Genomic DNA, 15051 nt, shown 5'->3' on the forward strand with positions numbered 1-15051 from the left:
TAGAATGACTAAATGATGAAATTCACACAAAGTATTAGAAAGCTCTTTGCAAATGAGGATTTAAATTTTTTGTTGACCAACCGTATTCCAAGACATACGGCAACAGTATGGATGGGTTGGTTTAGTAAGATTGAAATTCCTTGGGTGAGAGATCTTTCTATTTATGTTTGGCGGATTTTTACGGATGTCGACCTTTCAGAGGCCAAAAAGCAGTCCTTTAAAAGTTTGCACGATTGTTTTGTGAGGGAGTTGCGCGAGGGAGTACGGTCGATTGATCCTCATGAATCTGTCGTCACGAGCCCCTCTGATGGCATTGTCGGCGAGTGCGGTTCCATTACCAATGGACAAGTGTTTCAGGCTAAAGGGTTCCCTTATAAGATCTCTGAGTTATTAGGTGCTTCTGTTGATCCGCAGTCCCTCGAAGGCGGGGTCTATGTCACATTGCGTCTGACTTCTGCGATGTATCATCGTTTTCATGCTCCCTATCAGGGCAAGATTGATCGCGTGGTGTATCACTCCGGCGATACTTGGAACGTCAATCCCATCGCATTGCGTCGTATAGAAAAATTGTTTTGTATGAATGAGCGGGCCATGATTTCGATGCGGATCGGTTCCGCGCAACATCAAATCTATCTGGTTCCGGTTGCGGCCATACTAGTGGCTAGTATTCGACTGCATGGGCTCAATATTTTGCTTAATAGCCGTTACAGAGGTGATCACAATATTGAGTGTGATTTAACGTGCACGAAGGGGCAGGAGTTGGGCTGGTTTGAGCATGGCTCAACCATCATTGTTTTTGCTCCCCGCGGTTTTGAACTTGCGCCAGGCATCAAGAGTGGTGAGCACATCAAAATGGGATGTTCTCTACTGACTCTGCCTGACTGAGCGCTTGTTCTTTAAGAGGTTGATCTTCAAAACCTAAACGTTGTTTGTAGCGAGCGTTCATTTCTGAGACCGTTAATAACATTGGAAAATCGACCGTATTAAAGTCGGGGTCCCAGGCGGGCTCTCCGCAGACTTTGACGCCCAGCTTGAGATAGCCGGCAATCAAAGCAGGAATGTTCGCAGGCAACTGAGGGTTGACATGATCGACAGGGTAGGGATGCAGAGGCGTGACTCGAAAGCCCTCCACTTGGTTGACGAGTCCGCGCACGCTGCGCCACACCTCGGCTGCAGTGACGCCATCATCTCTCAGGCTGACGCTAGCGCAACCGAGTACGTATTGATAGTTGTTCTGTCTGATGAGTGCGGATAGGCCTGACCACAGTAGCATCAATGTAGGACCACTGCGGTATTCAGGGTCGATACAGGCGCGGCCAAATTCGACGATTTCATGCCGAATTGAGCTTAAGCCAGAGAGGTCAAATTCGGATTCTGAATAAAATCCGCCCGCCTGGATGGCTTGCTCTGGCCTGAGAATTCTATATGTTCCAACGACACGCTTGGTAGATTGATCGTGGACGAGCAAGTGATCACACCACTGATCGAATTTGTCAGCATCGATACCTGGTGTCGCTGCATGAAAATTTGCTCCGTATTCTTGACTGAACACATCATGGCGCAGGCGTTGTGCGGCTTTGACTTCTTTGGGTTTCTTGGCGAGACTCACGCTCAGTTGCTGTTTTTTTTGTTTTTTCTTTTTAAAGCTGCAATATTCTGACTGTTCGGGGACTTGGATCAGCATTGTCTTGGATCTCCGTAGATTGCCGACATGATCAAAGACTGGGATGTCAGTTCTGTGACGATTCTATGAAGAATTGATGACGAAATCCTGTCACACGTGTGTCATGTTTCCTATGTGTACTGTCGCTATCTATGTCAAACGCGTTGCGGAACAGGGTTGGTATCAAAAGATGAAAAAAATGACGTCAAACGAAAGCTTTCAGTCGGTTGTTCAGCGTGCTTTAGCCAGTCCGTCGCGCCGTACAGTGTTGAGAGGTGGTCTTGGGTTAGGGTTGTTGGGTTTCGTGCCCGAGACTTTGCAATCCGCTTTCGCTACTTCTGTGACCTCGAGCGCATCGAGCGCCGGGGTGATGACGAATGCAGAGTCTCAACTAGGTTTTAAGGCCGTTGGGAAAAGTTTGCTGGATGATGTGCAGTTGCCACCAGGGTATCGCTACACAATTTTGCATGCAACAGGTGATCCGCTCAAGTCGGGCGTGTCAGCCTACTCCAATGAGGGTGCAGAAGTCGACGATTGGACGGGGCGCGTGGGAGACCATCATGATGGAATGGAGATTTTTTATTTAGATGCAAAAGGGCGCTATTCAGACGTGCCAACCGATCGGGCTGTGCTGTGTGTCAATCATGAAAGTTCTGCGGATGCGCATTTCCTGCATCCTCGGGGGCAAACTTCCTCAGGCATGCAAGGTAAAAAATTTACCCAATTCGGTGATTGGGATTTAGGTCATCGTCCAGAAACCGAAGTGGTCAAGGAAATGAATCTGCACGGGGTTTCTGTCGTTGAGCTTGTCCAAGATGGCCGAGGTTGGAAATATCTGGTGGATGCGCCCCTCAATCGACGCATCACACCAGAGACACCTATGCTCTTCGGCGGTTCTGCTGACCAATTGCCTCACATCAATACTTTGATGAAAACAGCGTTTGATCCAAGTGGCCGTTCAAGCCGCGGCACATTAAATAACTGTGGTCATGGAAAAACACCTTGGGGTACTTATCTGACGTGCGAGGAAAATTGGGCGAAGTATTTTCAGATCAGCGCAAACTCATCTCCCCTTGGCCCTAAACAGGTTGCGGGTTTAAAGCGTTATGGGGTGGCCTCACAGCCTCTCAATAAAGAGTTAAAAAAGGCGTTTAGTCAGGGATGGCATACGGTTTCGGCTCAGGACAACCGTTTTGCCCGCTGGAACCTGGCTTGGCTTGAGTCCGAGCCGGAAGGTGATTTCCGGCAAGAAGCCAACACTTTTGGTTTTAATGTCGAAATCGATCCCTTAGAACCTACGTCGGTAGCCGTTAAGCGAGTTTCAATGGGGCGATTTGCCCATGAAGCCGCTGTTTGCGGCACTCCAGTTGCTGGTGAACCCCTCGCTTTTTACATGGGCTGTGACTCCGTCAATGAATACATTTACAAGTATGTATCGGAGGCTAAATGGGACCCAAGTGATGTCGGTGGCGGCATTCGTGCGGGCGATAAATACCTGAATGAGGGTCGTTTGTATGCTGCACGATTTAATGCGGACGGAACAGGTGACTGGCTTGAGTTGAATATTCAAGATCCTAAGATACGCGGCTTTGAAGCGTTTCGCTTTGCGAATCAGGCCGATGTCTTGGTGCATGCGAGGTTTGCGGCCGATGCGGTAGGGGCGACTCGGATGGATCGGCCGGAATGGGGCGCGGTCAACCCTCGAAATGGGGATGTCTATTTCGCGCTGACAAATAATAGTGCTGCGAATCGGACGCCGGCAAAGGTCAATGCTTCGAATCCACGCGCTTACAACGACACAGACGGGAAAAAGAGATCCGGTAATCCGCATGGACATATTGTGCGTTTTCGCGATCAGGGCCTGCGTTCTGGCGCCCAGACGTTTAATTGGGACATTTTTTTGTTTGGTGCCGAAGAGGATGATCCTCGTTCAAATCTGTCTGGTTTGACGGCTGCCAATTCCTTTTCTTCGCCAGATGGCCTGTGGTTTAGTCGAGCGACCGGCATTTGCTGGATTCAGACGGATGATGGTGCAATGACTGACGAAACCAACTGCATGATGTTGGCCGCGATTCCTGGTGCCTTGGGCGATGGAGGCAAGATGACTGTTTCCAATGTCATGCAGGTTGGCGGCGAGATTCAGGAAGGGGTGCAAGAGACTTTTGTGGGAGCTGCGCTAGGCGAAGCACGCTTAAGGCGATTTTTGGTCGCTCCCAAGGGCGCTGAGGTAACGGGGGTCACTGAGTCGGCTGATGGAAAGATACTATTTGTCAATATTCAGCATCCGGGTGAAAAAACCCCAGCCCTCGGGACGTCGGAGCGGTATGCTTTAGAAAGCGCATGGCCAGGCAATCAGGGCTATGGACAGCCCGGCCGGCCTCGTTCCGCGACCATTATGATTCAGCGGGAGGATGGCGGGGTCATCGGACTATAGCCACCCTGCCGTCATCAAATTGAAATATTGAATGGTTACCGTGTCGTGTATATTGATTTAAGTGGGTTGATCGCCTGATACGGGCGGCTTTAGTTAACGGGAATTTTCATGGCTGACAAACACCTTTCGACGCAATTTGACACCGATCTCAAAGCTCTTTGCAGCAATTTGCTGGAGATGGGCGGGATGGTCGAGTCTCAGATCATGGACGCCACACGCGCGTTTTCAGAGATGAATATCGATTTGTGCAAAGAAGTGATTGATCGTGAAAAAACGATCAACACCAAAGAAATCGAGATTGACTTGGCGTGTACTGAGATCATCGCTCGCAGGCAACCAACCGCCAGAGACTTGCGTTTGGTGATGGCGATCTCCAAGGCGATCACCAACCTTGAGCGCGCAGGCGATGAGGCCGAAAAGGTTGCCAAACGTACACGCCGTATTATTCGCAGCGGTGCGGAGCACAAAATCAACGTTGCAGAGATCATTATTTCGGGTCAATTGGCGCTTAAACAGCTTCGCCAGAGCCTGGATGCCTTTGCGCGACTCGATCGTGAGGCCGCAGTTGAGATCGTGTTGGACGACCGTCAGATCGACGAAGAGTTCCGCGCGTTTGTGCGCAAACTGACCTCCTATATGACTGAAGATCCGCAAACGATCTCCACCGGGTTGGATATGCTGACGATCGCCAAGTCGATTGAGCGCATTGGTGATCATGCCAAAAATATCGCTGAATTTGTGATTTATGTGGTGGGTGGCGATGACATCCGACACTCCCCAAAAAGCGAGCTGCAAAAGCGCGCGTCTGAGGAATAAACAAGTTATGAGTCATCGAATTTTGATCGTGGAAGACGAACTCTCTATTTCAGAGCTGATTGCGATCAATCTGACCCATGCCGGTTATGAGGTTCAGCAAGCATTCCAGACAGAAGAAGCCAATCTAAAGATGCGGGAGTCGCTCCCCGACATGATGATCTTGGATTGGATGCTACCTGGTAAGTCTGGCGTGCATTACGCCAAAGAGTTGCGTGCCAATGAACGCACCGCAGGCATTCCAATTTTGATGTTGACGGCCAAAAGTGAAGAGGCTGACAAGGTTCAGGGTTTGGATGCCGGTGCGGACGACTATATGACCAAGCCTTTTTCCACCAAGGAATTGGTGGCTCGGGTCAATGCCTTATTGCGACGTCACAGCCGTGTGCCGACCAACGCTGACTTGATGGTGCTCGGTGCCTTGCGTTTGGATCCTGTCACCCATCGCGTTACCGCAGAGTGGCCTGGTTCAACTCGGCGCGAAATTATTGTTGGACCGACCGAGTTTCGCTTATTACAGTTTCTGATGGGTGCACCTGAGCGCGTTCACTCTCGCGCACAGTTGCTCGATCAGGTCTGGGGCAACGAAGTCTTTATCGAAGAGCGCACGGTCGATGTTCACATCCGAAGGCTGCGCGTCGCTCTGGCAGTCGCAAAGTGTGATGTGTATATTGAAACGGTGAGAGGCGTCGGTTATCGTTCTTCACGAAACCCAACCGCAGTGACTTCGGATCATGACCCTTCGTAGTTAATCATCACGTGACGGTATGCATGCATGAGGCTTTACCTTGGTCGGTTTTTAGCGCTAATCGCGCTTTCGTTCATACTGGGTTGGATCGTCAGTGAAATGGCTGCGCCAATTGCCGGTGTGTTGGTCGCCATCCTTGTGCTGGCCATCCCACTTGCCAAGGGCTATTTCTATCTCGAGCGTATGCAGCAATTGACGTTGCTAGACGCTGGCAAGGTCGCATCCAAAGCCTCTGGTGCCTGGGGTGACGCTTTTTCAAAAGTAGATCGCATTGTGATGGATGCGCGTGCGCAAATCCATGTGTTAGAGGCACGTCACAACCGTTTTATCCAAGGCTTCCAAGCGTCCCCTAACGGTGTGGTCATGTTGGACGATGACCTGCATATCGAGTGGTGCAATGCAAGCGCGGAAAATTTCTTCGGCATCAGCTTTCGTAAAGACAATCTACAAAATATCAGCTTTCTGGTGCGTAATCCAGACTTCGTCAATTACCTGACTCTTCGTCGTTTTGAACACCCCATCGTGATTCAGCGGATGGGTTTTGCGCATGAGTTGACGATTGCCATTCAGGTCTTTCCCTTTGGAGAAGACCAGTTACTCTTGCTCGCACAAGACGTGACAGATTTGCAAAAAACTGAGGCAATGCGTCGAGATTTTGTGGCGAATGTTTCGCATGAAATCCGAACACCACTGACGGTATTGATCGGTTTCCTCGAAACCATGCAGTCCATCGATCTCGCGCCTGACCAGCGCAACCGCTACATCGGTTTGATGATGACACAATCCTACAGGATGAAAAGTCTTGTCGAGGATTTGTTGACGCTCGCGAACCTTGAGGCCAACACTTCATTTGCGCCCATGCAGGAATTTGATGTGGTGGCAGAAATGGCGGCGCTTAAAATTGATGCAGAAGCACTTTCTGCAGGCCGTCACCGGATTGTGTTTGAAGTCACGACGCAGACGGGTTTGTACGGCGATCGACGCGAACTGCATTCGGCATTTAGCAATCTGATCTCAAATGCGATCCGCTATACCCCAGAAGGTGGGCAGATTACGGTGAGTTGGGGATTGAGTCCAAGTCGACACGGATTATTTTCTGTGACAGATACGGGGCCGGGTATTGAGGCGGTTCATTTGCCTCGTTTGACTGAACGATTTTACCGAGTGGATGGTAGCCGTTCGCGTGATACGGGTGGGACAGGTCTTGGCTTGGCGATCGTCAAGCATATCGCGACACGCCACAACGCTCAATTATTGATTTCAAGTGTTGTGGGTGAGGGGAGTACGTTTAAGTTACGTTTTGCGCCCGAACGTATTCTCTAGGTCTAGAGAAATTGCACGCGTTTAGTCAGACTAGCCAGGTCGTTGCTGACCGACTGGAGTACACCATCTGGCGACTCTGTGCCGCAAATTAAACCCGAACCAGAGACGGGTGCCAGGTTGTCAACTTTAAATCGCGCATCGCCTGGTTTGGCCTTGATGAAACAGTCTTCATCAAAGTACAAACGGTCACCGCCATCATCAATCTCATCAAAATCCACGCTCTTTGCGTTGAGCAAGCTTGCGATTTGTTTTGTGCCTTCAGTGAGTTCAACGTTACGAATTTCGCGCGTGGCGGGATTAATCAGGTAGGCATTCATTTGTGTTGTCCAATCAGTAATTTTTGCTGCGATTCAGCCGTTTTTCCATTACTGTACGAATATTACTTCACTTGATTCTCGCAACGAGGGCTTACGCTTGAATATCGATATCGCGTCGCTTTATCTGATTTTGGCACTTTTTTTCTTTCTGTTGCCCGTTGCCGTATTTGTGGCGACATCGGAGTTTCGCGACCGACAAGTTTATTGGTGGTGTGTCGGAGGCCTGGGTACTTGCTTGGCTTTTTTGCTGATAGGACTCAGGGATATAGTGCCAAATGTATTTAGCTTTTACATTGCGCATATTTTTATAGCGATTGGATTTTGCTTTCGCTCTTTATCTCTTCGCCTAGAAATATCGTCCAACATTTATCGCACTTCGCTCATTTATGCCGCAGTTGGCTCAATATATTTCCTTGTCTTTTCAGTGCTGGTTTATACAAATGCGAGTGAGTTTTATCGACTGAATTGGGTGCACGGCTTTCTTGTATTGATGTCTTTGGATTTGTTGCTTATTAGTCAATCAATTCACAGAGATCATAAAAATAAAGGCGGAAAGCTCATCGCCTGGATGGCGATTTTTATTCTGATCGGTTTGTTAGTAAGGATGCTGGGTTACACCACGGAGTTGGGTGGTTTTGGGGTATTTGAACAGGGGACTGATCAGTACATCGGCATCTTTTTTATCATGATTGGTTACGTACTTGGCAACTTTGGATTTATTCAGCTTCGACTTGAAAAGTTTCTTGAAAATAAAAAAGCAGTTGATCTTCAGTTGGCTGATACGCGGAATAAAAATAAATCCCTAGAAGAAATGCTAGAAGAAAAGAATGCCTTGATGCGCACACTCTCCTTGTCAGCCAAGGCTAACAGCATGGGAACGATGCTCGGTGCGATCGCGCATGAGATTAATCAGCCGCTTGGTGCGATTCGACTCAATACTGAATTATTGATGGCCCTGAATCGTCGTGCCGGAGATCGTGAGGGCTTTCAGACGTCACTCGAACATATTTTGCAGGATAACGAGCGCGCAGCGGTGGTGGTATCGAGCTTGCGTAAGTTTTTTGTCAAAGGCTCCAATGAGTTCGTGCCAATCGATATGAGTGAAATGGTGAGTGATGCGCATCGTATCCTCATGCCTGAGGCACGCTTGCACGGTGTCAGTTTAATTGCGGATATCGAGCCTGATTTATGGATCATGGGTGATCAAAATCAGCTCCAAATGGTGGCCCTTAACCTGATGAACAATGCGATGGACGCAGTGGCAGGAGTGTCAGGCGAAAAAAATGTTTTTATTCACCTCTTCCAACAGGAAAAAAGAGTGATGTTGGAGGTCAGTGATAATGGACCTGGTATAGCGGACGGCCGAGTGTCAACCATCTTTGAGTTGTTTAACACGACCAAAGAAAAAGGCATGGGGATGGGGCTTTGGCTGAGTCGTGCGATCATGGATTCGCATGAGGGAACCATTAAGCTTTTGAGAGGTCAGGCAAACGAAACTTTGTTTCAAGTGTCGTTGCCGACCTATCTGAATCCCGACCACTAATCAGTGCGAATCTTGTCAGCGAGTGCCTCTAACAATAAAGCTGAATGGGTTTGAGACTGTTGCTCAATAGTCCGATAGAGTCTGATCACCTCTGTACCCGTCGCTGTAAGCGCGGTGCCTCCTCCCTGGGCGCCCCCGGTCGCGGCGTGTACAACAGGGTCTTTAAAGTATTGATTCATTTGGTCGACTAACAGCCAGGCGCGACGATAAGACATTCCCAGTTTTCTGCCTGCGGCTGAAATGGAGCCTGTTTCAGCGATGGCTTCCAGTATGGCGATTTTGCCTGGTCCGATAGCGATCTCTTCACTGTATTTGATCCGCAGTCGAAATTGAGCCACGACTTTGTTTGATTCTTTTTCTTTCAGCATGTTTCGTTTAACGCATTTCAAACAGTTCTTGATGAAAGCGGCGACTTGGCAGTCCTTCTTTTGATAACCCTCGTTTGATCGCGGTACCAAATCCTGAGGAACCACAGAACCAGACTGTGCGATCGATCAAATCAGGCACGTTTTCACGGATCGTTTGCGCTGTGAGTGCGGAATGTCTTCCACTGATGGACAGGTGCAGTGGCACGCCTGCTTGTTGCGTGAGGTTTTTAACAGACTCAATGAGCGCATGATCTGAGTCGCGTGCACTATAAAAGAGTGTGATCGGTTGCGATGCTTGCTTGGGTGACTGTGCGAGCGCCTCTAGACGCGACAAGAACGGAGTGATGCCGATACCACCCGCGATCCAGATTTGGGGACCTGCATCTGCCGCAAAATCAAATTTTCCATAGGGTCCCTCCACGGTCACAGGGTCTCCGACATGTAGTGCGTGGCTCAGCGTGCGTGTGTAGTCGCCCAATTGCTTGATATGAAACGTGAGTCTGGCGTCATCTTTCCAACTCGAAGACAACGTAAAAGGATGGTGCCCCTCACGACGATCAAAGGTGACAAATGCGAACTGACCTTCCTTGTGTCCCTCCCAAGGGGTGGTCAGTGTGACCTCAATTTCAGTGACTTTACCGTCCTCATGCAAGCGAATCAGGCTAATCACACCACTGGCGCGGTGGCTGGCACCAATTTGTTTAAACAGTGAAACCAAGGCTGCAGGTATTCCAACGACCAGAAGCGCGCTCACCAGAATCCCGATCGGCGTGAGCCAAGCGATTTTGCCAAAGAGCACCAAGGTGTGAAACGCTAGGATCAAGTAGATCAAGGCAAGGACGCGATGCGTTTTGAAAAAGTAGCGATAGGGAAACTTTTTCCAAAGTGCGAGAACGGCCAGCAACAGGAGCGCGTAAAGTGCCCACTCTCCTAAATCCTCTGCCAGGTTTTCCAGAGGCTTGAAAAAATTATTGTGCTGAAAAAAGCCGACGGTCCCTTTTGGTGTCGAAAAATCTTGGCGGTCAAACAGGCCTAGTTCGATCAGCCATTTATATTTTTTGCTGAGCCAGTGAGCCAGCGCGAATAAAGCCGCTGAAATGCCCAGCCACTTATGCAGACGGTAGTGCTTGTCCAGCCCCCCAACCCAATGCTCAACCGTGCGCAGTCGCATGGCGAGGATCACGCCGACTGTCATTGCGACAAAAGACATGATGCCCGTGTAGTACAGCACCGATTTTCGCAGCGCCCAAGGCGTGAGTGTGCGCTCGATCTCGGTCAGACTCACCCAGTACAGCGCCGTCACAAGCGCCAATAAAAGCACGAAGATCCATTTGATTCTTTTCATCTTACCAGTATATTAGGGTTGCATTTCCAGAACCACATAAAAAAGACAAAAGACCTAATGGAGACAACCATGATCCGTCGTAAGCTTTTGGCCACAATGCTGGCCGTGTTAGGCACCTCATTTGCAGGTGTATCCGTTGCACAGGGCAACGTCAACTTCACCAAACCCATCAAGCTCGTTGTACCGTTTGCCCCGGGTGGGACTTCGGATATTTTGGCGCGCATGATTGCGCCTAAGTTATCACTCACGCTTAAACAGACAGTTGTGGTTGAAAATCGCCCCGGCGCCGCAGGAAATTTGGGCGCCTCGCTGGTCGCAAAATCCGATCCTGATGGGCACACACTTTTATTGATGGATCTTTCCTCACTGGCGGTTGCTCCGCATTTGTACACATCGTTGACTTACAACCCTGTCAAAGATTTGGCACCGGTATCGATGATCAGTTTTTCGCCTTATTTACTGGCCGTGAATCCTAAGTTAGGGGTAAAAACTGTGGCCGAACTCTTAGCGTTTGGTAAGAAAAATCCTGACAAACTGGTGTTTGCGCACGCGGGAGTCGGCTCGGGTAATCAAATTGTCGGACTTGAGCTGGCTAAGCATTGGGGCATCCAGTGGGTGACGGTGCCTTACAAGGGGGGCTCGGCTGCCATTAATGCGGTGTTGGCGGGCGAAGCCAATGTGATTGTGAATGGCTCAACGGCGACCTTGCCTTATGTCAAAAACAATCAGTTGGTCGCTCTCGCGGTCACGGGGGATAAGCGCTTTGAGTCGCTACCGGATGTGCCGACCTATGCTGAGCTTAAATTGCCAGCAGCAGACAGCGGCAGCTGGCAAGGGGTGCTAGTGGCCTCTGGGACGCCCGCGCCGGTGGTCGCTAAGCTCAATACAGAGATCAATGCGATTCTGAAAGATCCAGAAGTTGTTGCAAGGATTGCTGCGCAAGGTGCCAAACCTGTTCCGATGACACCTCAAGCCCTAGCCACGTGGATGCAAGCCTCTTCGGTGAATTTTGGCAAAGTCATTCGCGAAAACAACTTGAAGATCGAATAAAACGGTACATAATTGAGGGTTTTCTAGGAGCCGTACATGATGTCGTTGGTAAAGCCGATACGAACTTGGTTGTTTGCACCCGGAATGGATGCCCGCAAGTGCGAAAAAGCCGTGCAGTCTGCGGCTGATGCCTTGATTCTTGATCTTGAAGATGCTGTGGCCTTGTCAGAAAAGCCCAAAGCACGTCTGATGCTCAATCAGCTGGTCAAATCCGTGTCACCAGACCGCCAAGTGTATGTGCGTGTCAACGACTTCATGACCGGCATGACTGCCGAGGATTTGCGCGCCGTCTGTACGGGCGGTCTCGCAGGTATTGTCTTGCCCAAGGCGGAATCCGCCGAAATGGTACGCATAGCTAGCGCCATGATTGATGAGTTATCTCGCGCCGAAGGTTTGCCTCACGGCCAAATTACGATGTGCGGGATTTTAGAAACTGCACGCGGTGTCCTGCGCGCCGAAGAAATCGCAGCGGCGGGCGGGCGACTTTCCACGCTGATGTTTGGTGCGGGAGACTTTACAGGCGATTTGGGGATCCCAACGTCTAACGTTGGCCCGCATTTGGTGAACGGCAAAATTCAAACTGCCTTGGCTTGTCGCGCAGCGGGGATTCGTCCACCAGTGGACACGGTATTTTTTGACGTCACGGATGCCGAGGGTTTTGAGGCGGATTGTCGTCAGGCAAAGGGCTTGGGTTTTCAGGGTAAGGCCGTTATTCATCCTAATCAAATCGCAATGGCCAATGGCGTGTTTTCTCCTTCGTCCGACGAGATTGCCTATGCGCGACTGGTCGTGGAGAGCTTTGCCAAGGCCGAGTCTGAGGGGGTGGGTGCGATTCGCGTCGAGGGCAAGCTGATCGACTATGCGATGGTTAAAAACTCCCAGAAGCTGCTGGACCTTGCGCGCACCTTAAAAATTTCTGAATAAATGATGACGATGTCTGCTGCTGATCAACCTTCACAAACCACCCAAGCACCTTCCACTCCTGGTTCGCAACCTTTGCCCCTCGAGGGTATCCGGGTACTCGACTTAGCCAGACTCGTGGCGGGTGGCTGCATCGGAACTTTGCTTGGCGACTTCGGTGCCGAGGTCGTCAAGATCGAGGCGCCTGGCAAGGGCGATCCACTGCGCGGCTGGGCGGTTGAGAAAAAAGAGTTTTGGTGGAAGGTTTACGCACGCAATAAAAAGAGCATGACGCTGAACCTCGCGGTACAGGAGGGACGAGACATTTTGCTTGAGATGATCCCGCATTTCGATGTGATGATCGAGGGTTTTGTGCCCGGCAAGCTCGAAAGCTGGGGGCTATCACCTGAGGTCTTGCTCAAGATCAATCCTGGTCTAGTGTTGGTGCGAGCCTCGGGTTGGGGGCAAACAGGTCCTTATAGTTCGCGTCCAGGGTTTGGCACGCTGATTGAGTCGATGAGCGGTTTTGCCCATATGACGGGTATGCCTGACGGTCCACCGACCTTGCCGCCGCTTCCGCTTGCGGACATGACAACTGCGCTGTATGGCACGTCCGCGACGATGTTTGCGCTGTTTCATCGCGAGCGTCACGGTGGCCGAGGGCAGGTGATTGATCTATCGATTTATGAATCGATGATTGCTATTCTCGGACCCGCTGCGGCCGAGTATCAGCATTGTGGTGTGATTCAACAGCGACGGGGCAATCGTGCGCCGACCAATGCACCTCGTAACACCTATCAGAGCGCGGATGGCAAGTGGATTGCGATGTCGGCTGCGACGCAGTCGATGACGGAAAAAACCATGCGGGCGATTGGGCGTCCTGACATGATTGAGGATCCACGGTTTAAAACGAATGAACAGCGCATCATCAACGTTGAGGCGTTAGATGAGGCGATTCAAGGTGAAATCAGTAAGTTTAGCCAAGCTGATATGTTGGCGCGTTTTCATCAGGCGGGTGTCACTGCTGCACCTGTCTATGACATCGAGCAACTCCTTGCCGACGAGCATGTGCAAAAGCGTGAGGTGATCGTGGAAGTTCCGGATCAGGAGATGGGGACAATCAAAATGCATAACGTCATTCCCCGCTTATCCGGCACACCCGGGCAAATCCGTTCGACTGGGCCAACACTCAACCAGCATGGCGACGAAGTGTTGCGTTCAATCGGATTTACCGAGGAGCGGATTGCAGCAGCCAAAGCCAAAGGTTTGTTTTAGCGCGTGCGGACAAAGCTGCTGGCAAGTAGAGCAATACTGATTAGGGCGGCTGATAGCCAGCAGATCCAATGAAAGCCGCTTAAAAAGGCTGCGCTGGCCGAGAGTCCTTGTTCAAGCGCAGCCAAGCGAAATTGCTCGAGTAGCCAGAGCCACGCTAGTGCCGCGCTGACTACGCCGATGGTGCGCGTCAAGACGGTGAGGCCACCCGCCACGCCACGTGCCTGGACAGGCAAGGTTCTCACCACCCAGTCCGAGTAAGCCACTTGGAACAGTCCTAAGCCAGCGCCGTGAACAAAAACCGCCATAAAGGTGAGCGGTAGGGACATATCGAGTGACCACAAGCCTGTCAGGCACAAGCCTGCCACACATAGCCAGCCTGCGCAGAAGGCGCTGTATCGCGTCCCAAGGCGACCTGCCACCTGAGCGGTGAGGGCAGAGCCTGTCAGCATACCTAAAGCCCAAACCGCTAACACCAGTCCTGATTGAGCAGGCCCCCACTGCGCCACCTGAGAGAGGTAGTAGGGCGCGAGCAGCGGGATTGTAAAGCTCCCCATCTGCACGAGGATACTCAGCACATTGATCGCAACGAATTGCGGCGAGGATTTAAAGACATCGACAAGCAAAAATACCGTAGAGGCTTTTTGATGGGTGATGCCACGGTCTGAGTGATGGATTTGATTTGTCTGACCTGTCACACTCGCATGTAAAGTCGGACGATGACGCAGACGTCTTTGAATGAGGGGCAGTGCCGCGAGTGCGAGTAACGCGAGCGGCACACGAAACCAATACACGCCTGGCCATCCCATCAGCGCGATACTCAGTCCACCTGCAAGCGGGGCAATCAGGCTAGCGATCGAGGTCATCGTGCCATACGCTGACAAGGCACGCGTACGCGCGTGCTCAGCGTATAAAAAAGTCACGAGTGCCGGAGCGCATGACAGAGTGAGGGCCATGCTGATCCCTTGCAAAACCCGTGCCGCGATCAGCCACAAATAGCTCGGCGCGAGGGCGCAAAGCGACAAGGCCACGACGCCCATCATCAGGCCTAGTCTAAAGACACGCAGATGTCCAATACGGTCTCCCAGCGCGCCAAAGCCGATGACAAGCACCCCATACGTCAGCACATAGCTCAGCGGTATCCATCGAATCGCTTGCGTGTCGAGCGCAAACGCCTGTGTAATGGCAGGGAACGCAACATTGACTGAAAAATCGAGTGGCGCAATCGAAGCGCCAAGTCCGATAATCAAAAGTGCGAGAATATTCAAATCAATT

The 15051-nt window shown here is 50.9% G+C and carries 14 protein-coding genes; 9 read left to right on the forward strand and 5 right to left on the reverse strand.

Features of this window, described 5'->3' with window-relative positions:
* Nucleotides 1-12 precede the first annotated feature (12 nt).
* On the forward strand, nucleotides 13-885 hold the full coding sequence (asd, locus tag WBJ47_RS14635) for an archaetidylserine decarboxylase (protein ID WP_422243398.1): 873 nt from the start codon (nucleotides 13-15) through the stop codon (nucleotides 883-885).
* Here asd and WBJ47_RS14640 read toward each other — a convergent pair.
* Nucleotides 848-1684, reverse strand: coding sequence for a GNAT family N-acetyltransferase (locus WBJ47_RS14640; protein WP_422243397.1), 837 nt, complete (start codon nucleotides 1682-1684; stop codon nucleotides 848-850). The genes asd and WBJ47_RS14640 overlap by 38 nt on opposite strands.
* A gap of 169 nt (nucleotides 1685-1853) precedes the next feature.
* Between WBJ47_RS14640 and WBJ47_RS14645 the strand changes: the two genes are divergently transcribed.
* From WBJ47_RS14645 to phoR, 4 genes are all read left to right on the forward strand, one after another.
* Complete coding sequence (locus WBJ47_RS14645) at nucleotides 1854-4097, forward strand: PhoX family protein (RefSeq protein ID WP_422243396.1); 2244 nt, start codon at nucleotides 1854-1856, stop codon at nucleotides 4095-4097.
* Between the two features lie 108 nt (nucleotides 4098-4205).
* Entirely contained in the window at nucleotides 4206-4913 is a 708-nt protein-coding gene (phoU, locus tag WBJ47_RS14650) for a phosphate signaling complex protein PhoU (RefSeq protein ID WP_422243395.1), read from the forward strand.
* Nucleotides 4914-4920: 7 nt separating this feature from the next.
* Nucleotides 4921-5658 (forward strand): phosphate regulon transcriptional regulator PhoB, encoded by a 738-nt coding sequence (gene phoB, locus WBJ47_RS14655; RefSeq protein ID WP_422243394.1) that lies wholly within the window; start codon nucleotides 4921-4923, stop codon nucleotides 5656-5658.
* 27 nt (nucleotides 5659-5685) lie between these two features.
* Nucleotides 5686-6981 carry a phosphate regulon sensor histidine kinase PhoR gene (phoR, locus tag WBJ47_RS14660; protein WP_424585389.1) on the forward strand — a complete coding sequence of 432 codons (1296 nt, stop codon included), beginning with the start codon at nucleotides 5686-5688 and terminating at the stop codon, nucleotides 6979-6981.
* Nucleotides 6982-6983: 2 nt separating this feature from the next.
* On the opposite strand, the gene WBJ47_RS14665 is transcribed toward phoR, so the two are convergent.
* Nucleotides 6984-7298: a hypothetical protein gene (locus WBJ47_RS14665; protein ID WP_422244613.1), complete on the reverse strand. Its 315-nt coding sequence runs from the start codon at nucleotides 7296-7298 to the stop codon at nucleotides 6984-6986.
* A 97-nt stretch (nucleotides 7299-7395) separates the two neighbouring features.
* On the opposite strand from WBJ47_RS14665, the gene WBJ47_RS14670 reads away from it, so the two are divergent.
* The gene (locus tag WBJ47_RS14670) at nucleotides 7396-8841 is read left to right on the forward strand and encodes a sensor histidine kinase (RefSeq protein ID WP_422244612.1); all 1446 of its coding nucleotides are present in this window, start codon (nucleotides 7396-7398) and stop codon (nucleotides 8839-8841) included.
* Here WBJ47_RS14670 and WBJ47_RS14675 read toward each other — a convergent pair.
* A complete protein-coding gene (locus WBJ47_RS14675; protein WP_422244610.1) occupies nucleotides 8838-9209 on the reverse strand; it encodes a winged helix-turn-helix domain-containing protein in 372 nt (123 codons plus the stop codon). The genes WBJ47_RS14670 and WBJ47_RS14675 overlap by 4 nt on opposite strands.
* 7 nt (nucleotides 9210-9216) lie before the next feature.
* A complete protein-coding gene (locus tag WBJ47_RS14680) occupies nucleotides 9217-10554 on the reverse strand; it encodes a ferric reductase-like transmembrane domain-containing protein (protein WP_422244609.1) in 1338 nt (445 codons plus the stop codon).
* Nucleotides 10555-10623: 69 nt separating this feature from the next.
* Here WBJ47_RS14680 and WBJ47_RS14685 point away from each other — a divergent pair, with 69 nt between their 5' ends.
* The 3 genes from WBJ47_RS14685 to WBJ47_RS14695 are packed head-to-tail and all read left to right on the forward strand — an operon-like array spanning nucleotide 10624 to nucleotide 13779.
* Nucleotides 10624-11604 (forward strand): Bug family tripartite tricarboxylate transporter substrate binding protein, encoded by a 981-nt coding sequence (locus WBJ47_RS14685; protein WP_422244608.1) that lies wholly within the window; start codon nucleotides 10624-10626, stop codon nucleotides 11602-11604.
* Nucleotides 11605-11640: 36 nt separating this feature from the next.
* A complete protein-coding gene (locus WBJ47_RS14690; protein WP_422244607.1) occupies nucleotides 11641-12528 on the forward strand; it encodes an HpcH/HpaI aldolase/citrate lyase family protein in 888 nt (295 codons plus the stop codon).
* Nucleotides 12529-13779, forward strand: a complete 1251-nt coding sequence (locus WBJ47_RS14695) for a CaiB/BaiF CoA transferase family protein (RefSeq protein ID WP_422244605.1) — start codon at nucleotides 12529-12531, stop codon at nucleotides 13777-13779.
* On the opposite strand, the gene WBJ47_RS14700 is transcribed toward WBJ47_RS14695, so the two are convergent.
* Complete coding sequence (locus WBJ47_RS14700) at nucleotides 13776-15044, reverse strand: MFS transporter (RefSeq protein WP_422244603.1); 1269 nt, start codon at nucleotides 15042-15044, stop codon at nucleotides 13776-13778. The two genes, WBJ47_RS14695 and WBJ47_RS14700, sit on opposite strands and share 4 nt — an antisense overlap.
* Between the last annotated feature and the right edge of the window lie 7 nt (nucleotides 15045-15051).

Source organism: Zwartia sp. (genome assembly GCF_049655405.1).
In the GTDB taxonomy this organism is placed as follows: Bacteria; Pseudomonadota; Gammaproteobacteria; order Burkholderiales; family Burkholderiaceae_B; genus Zwartia.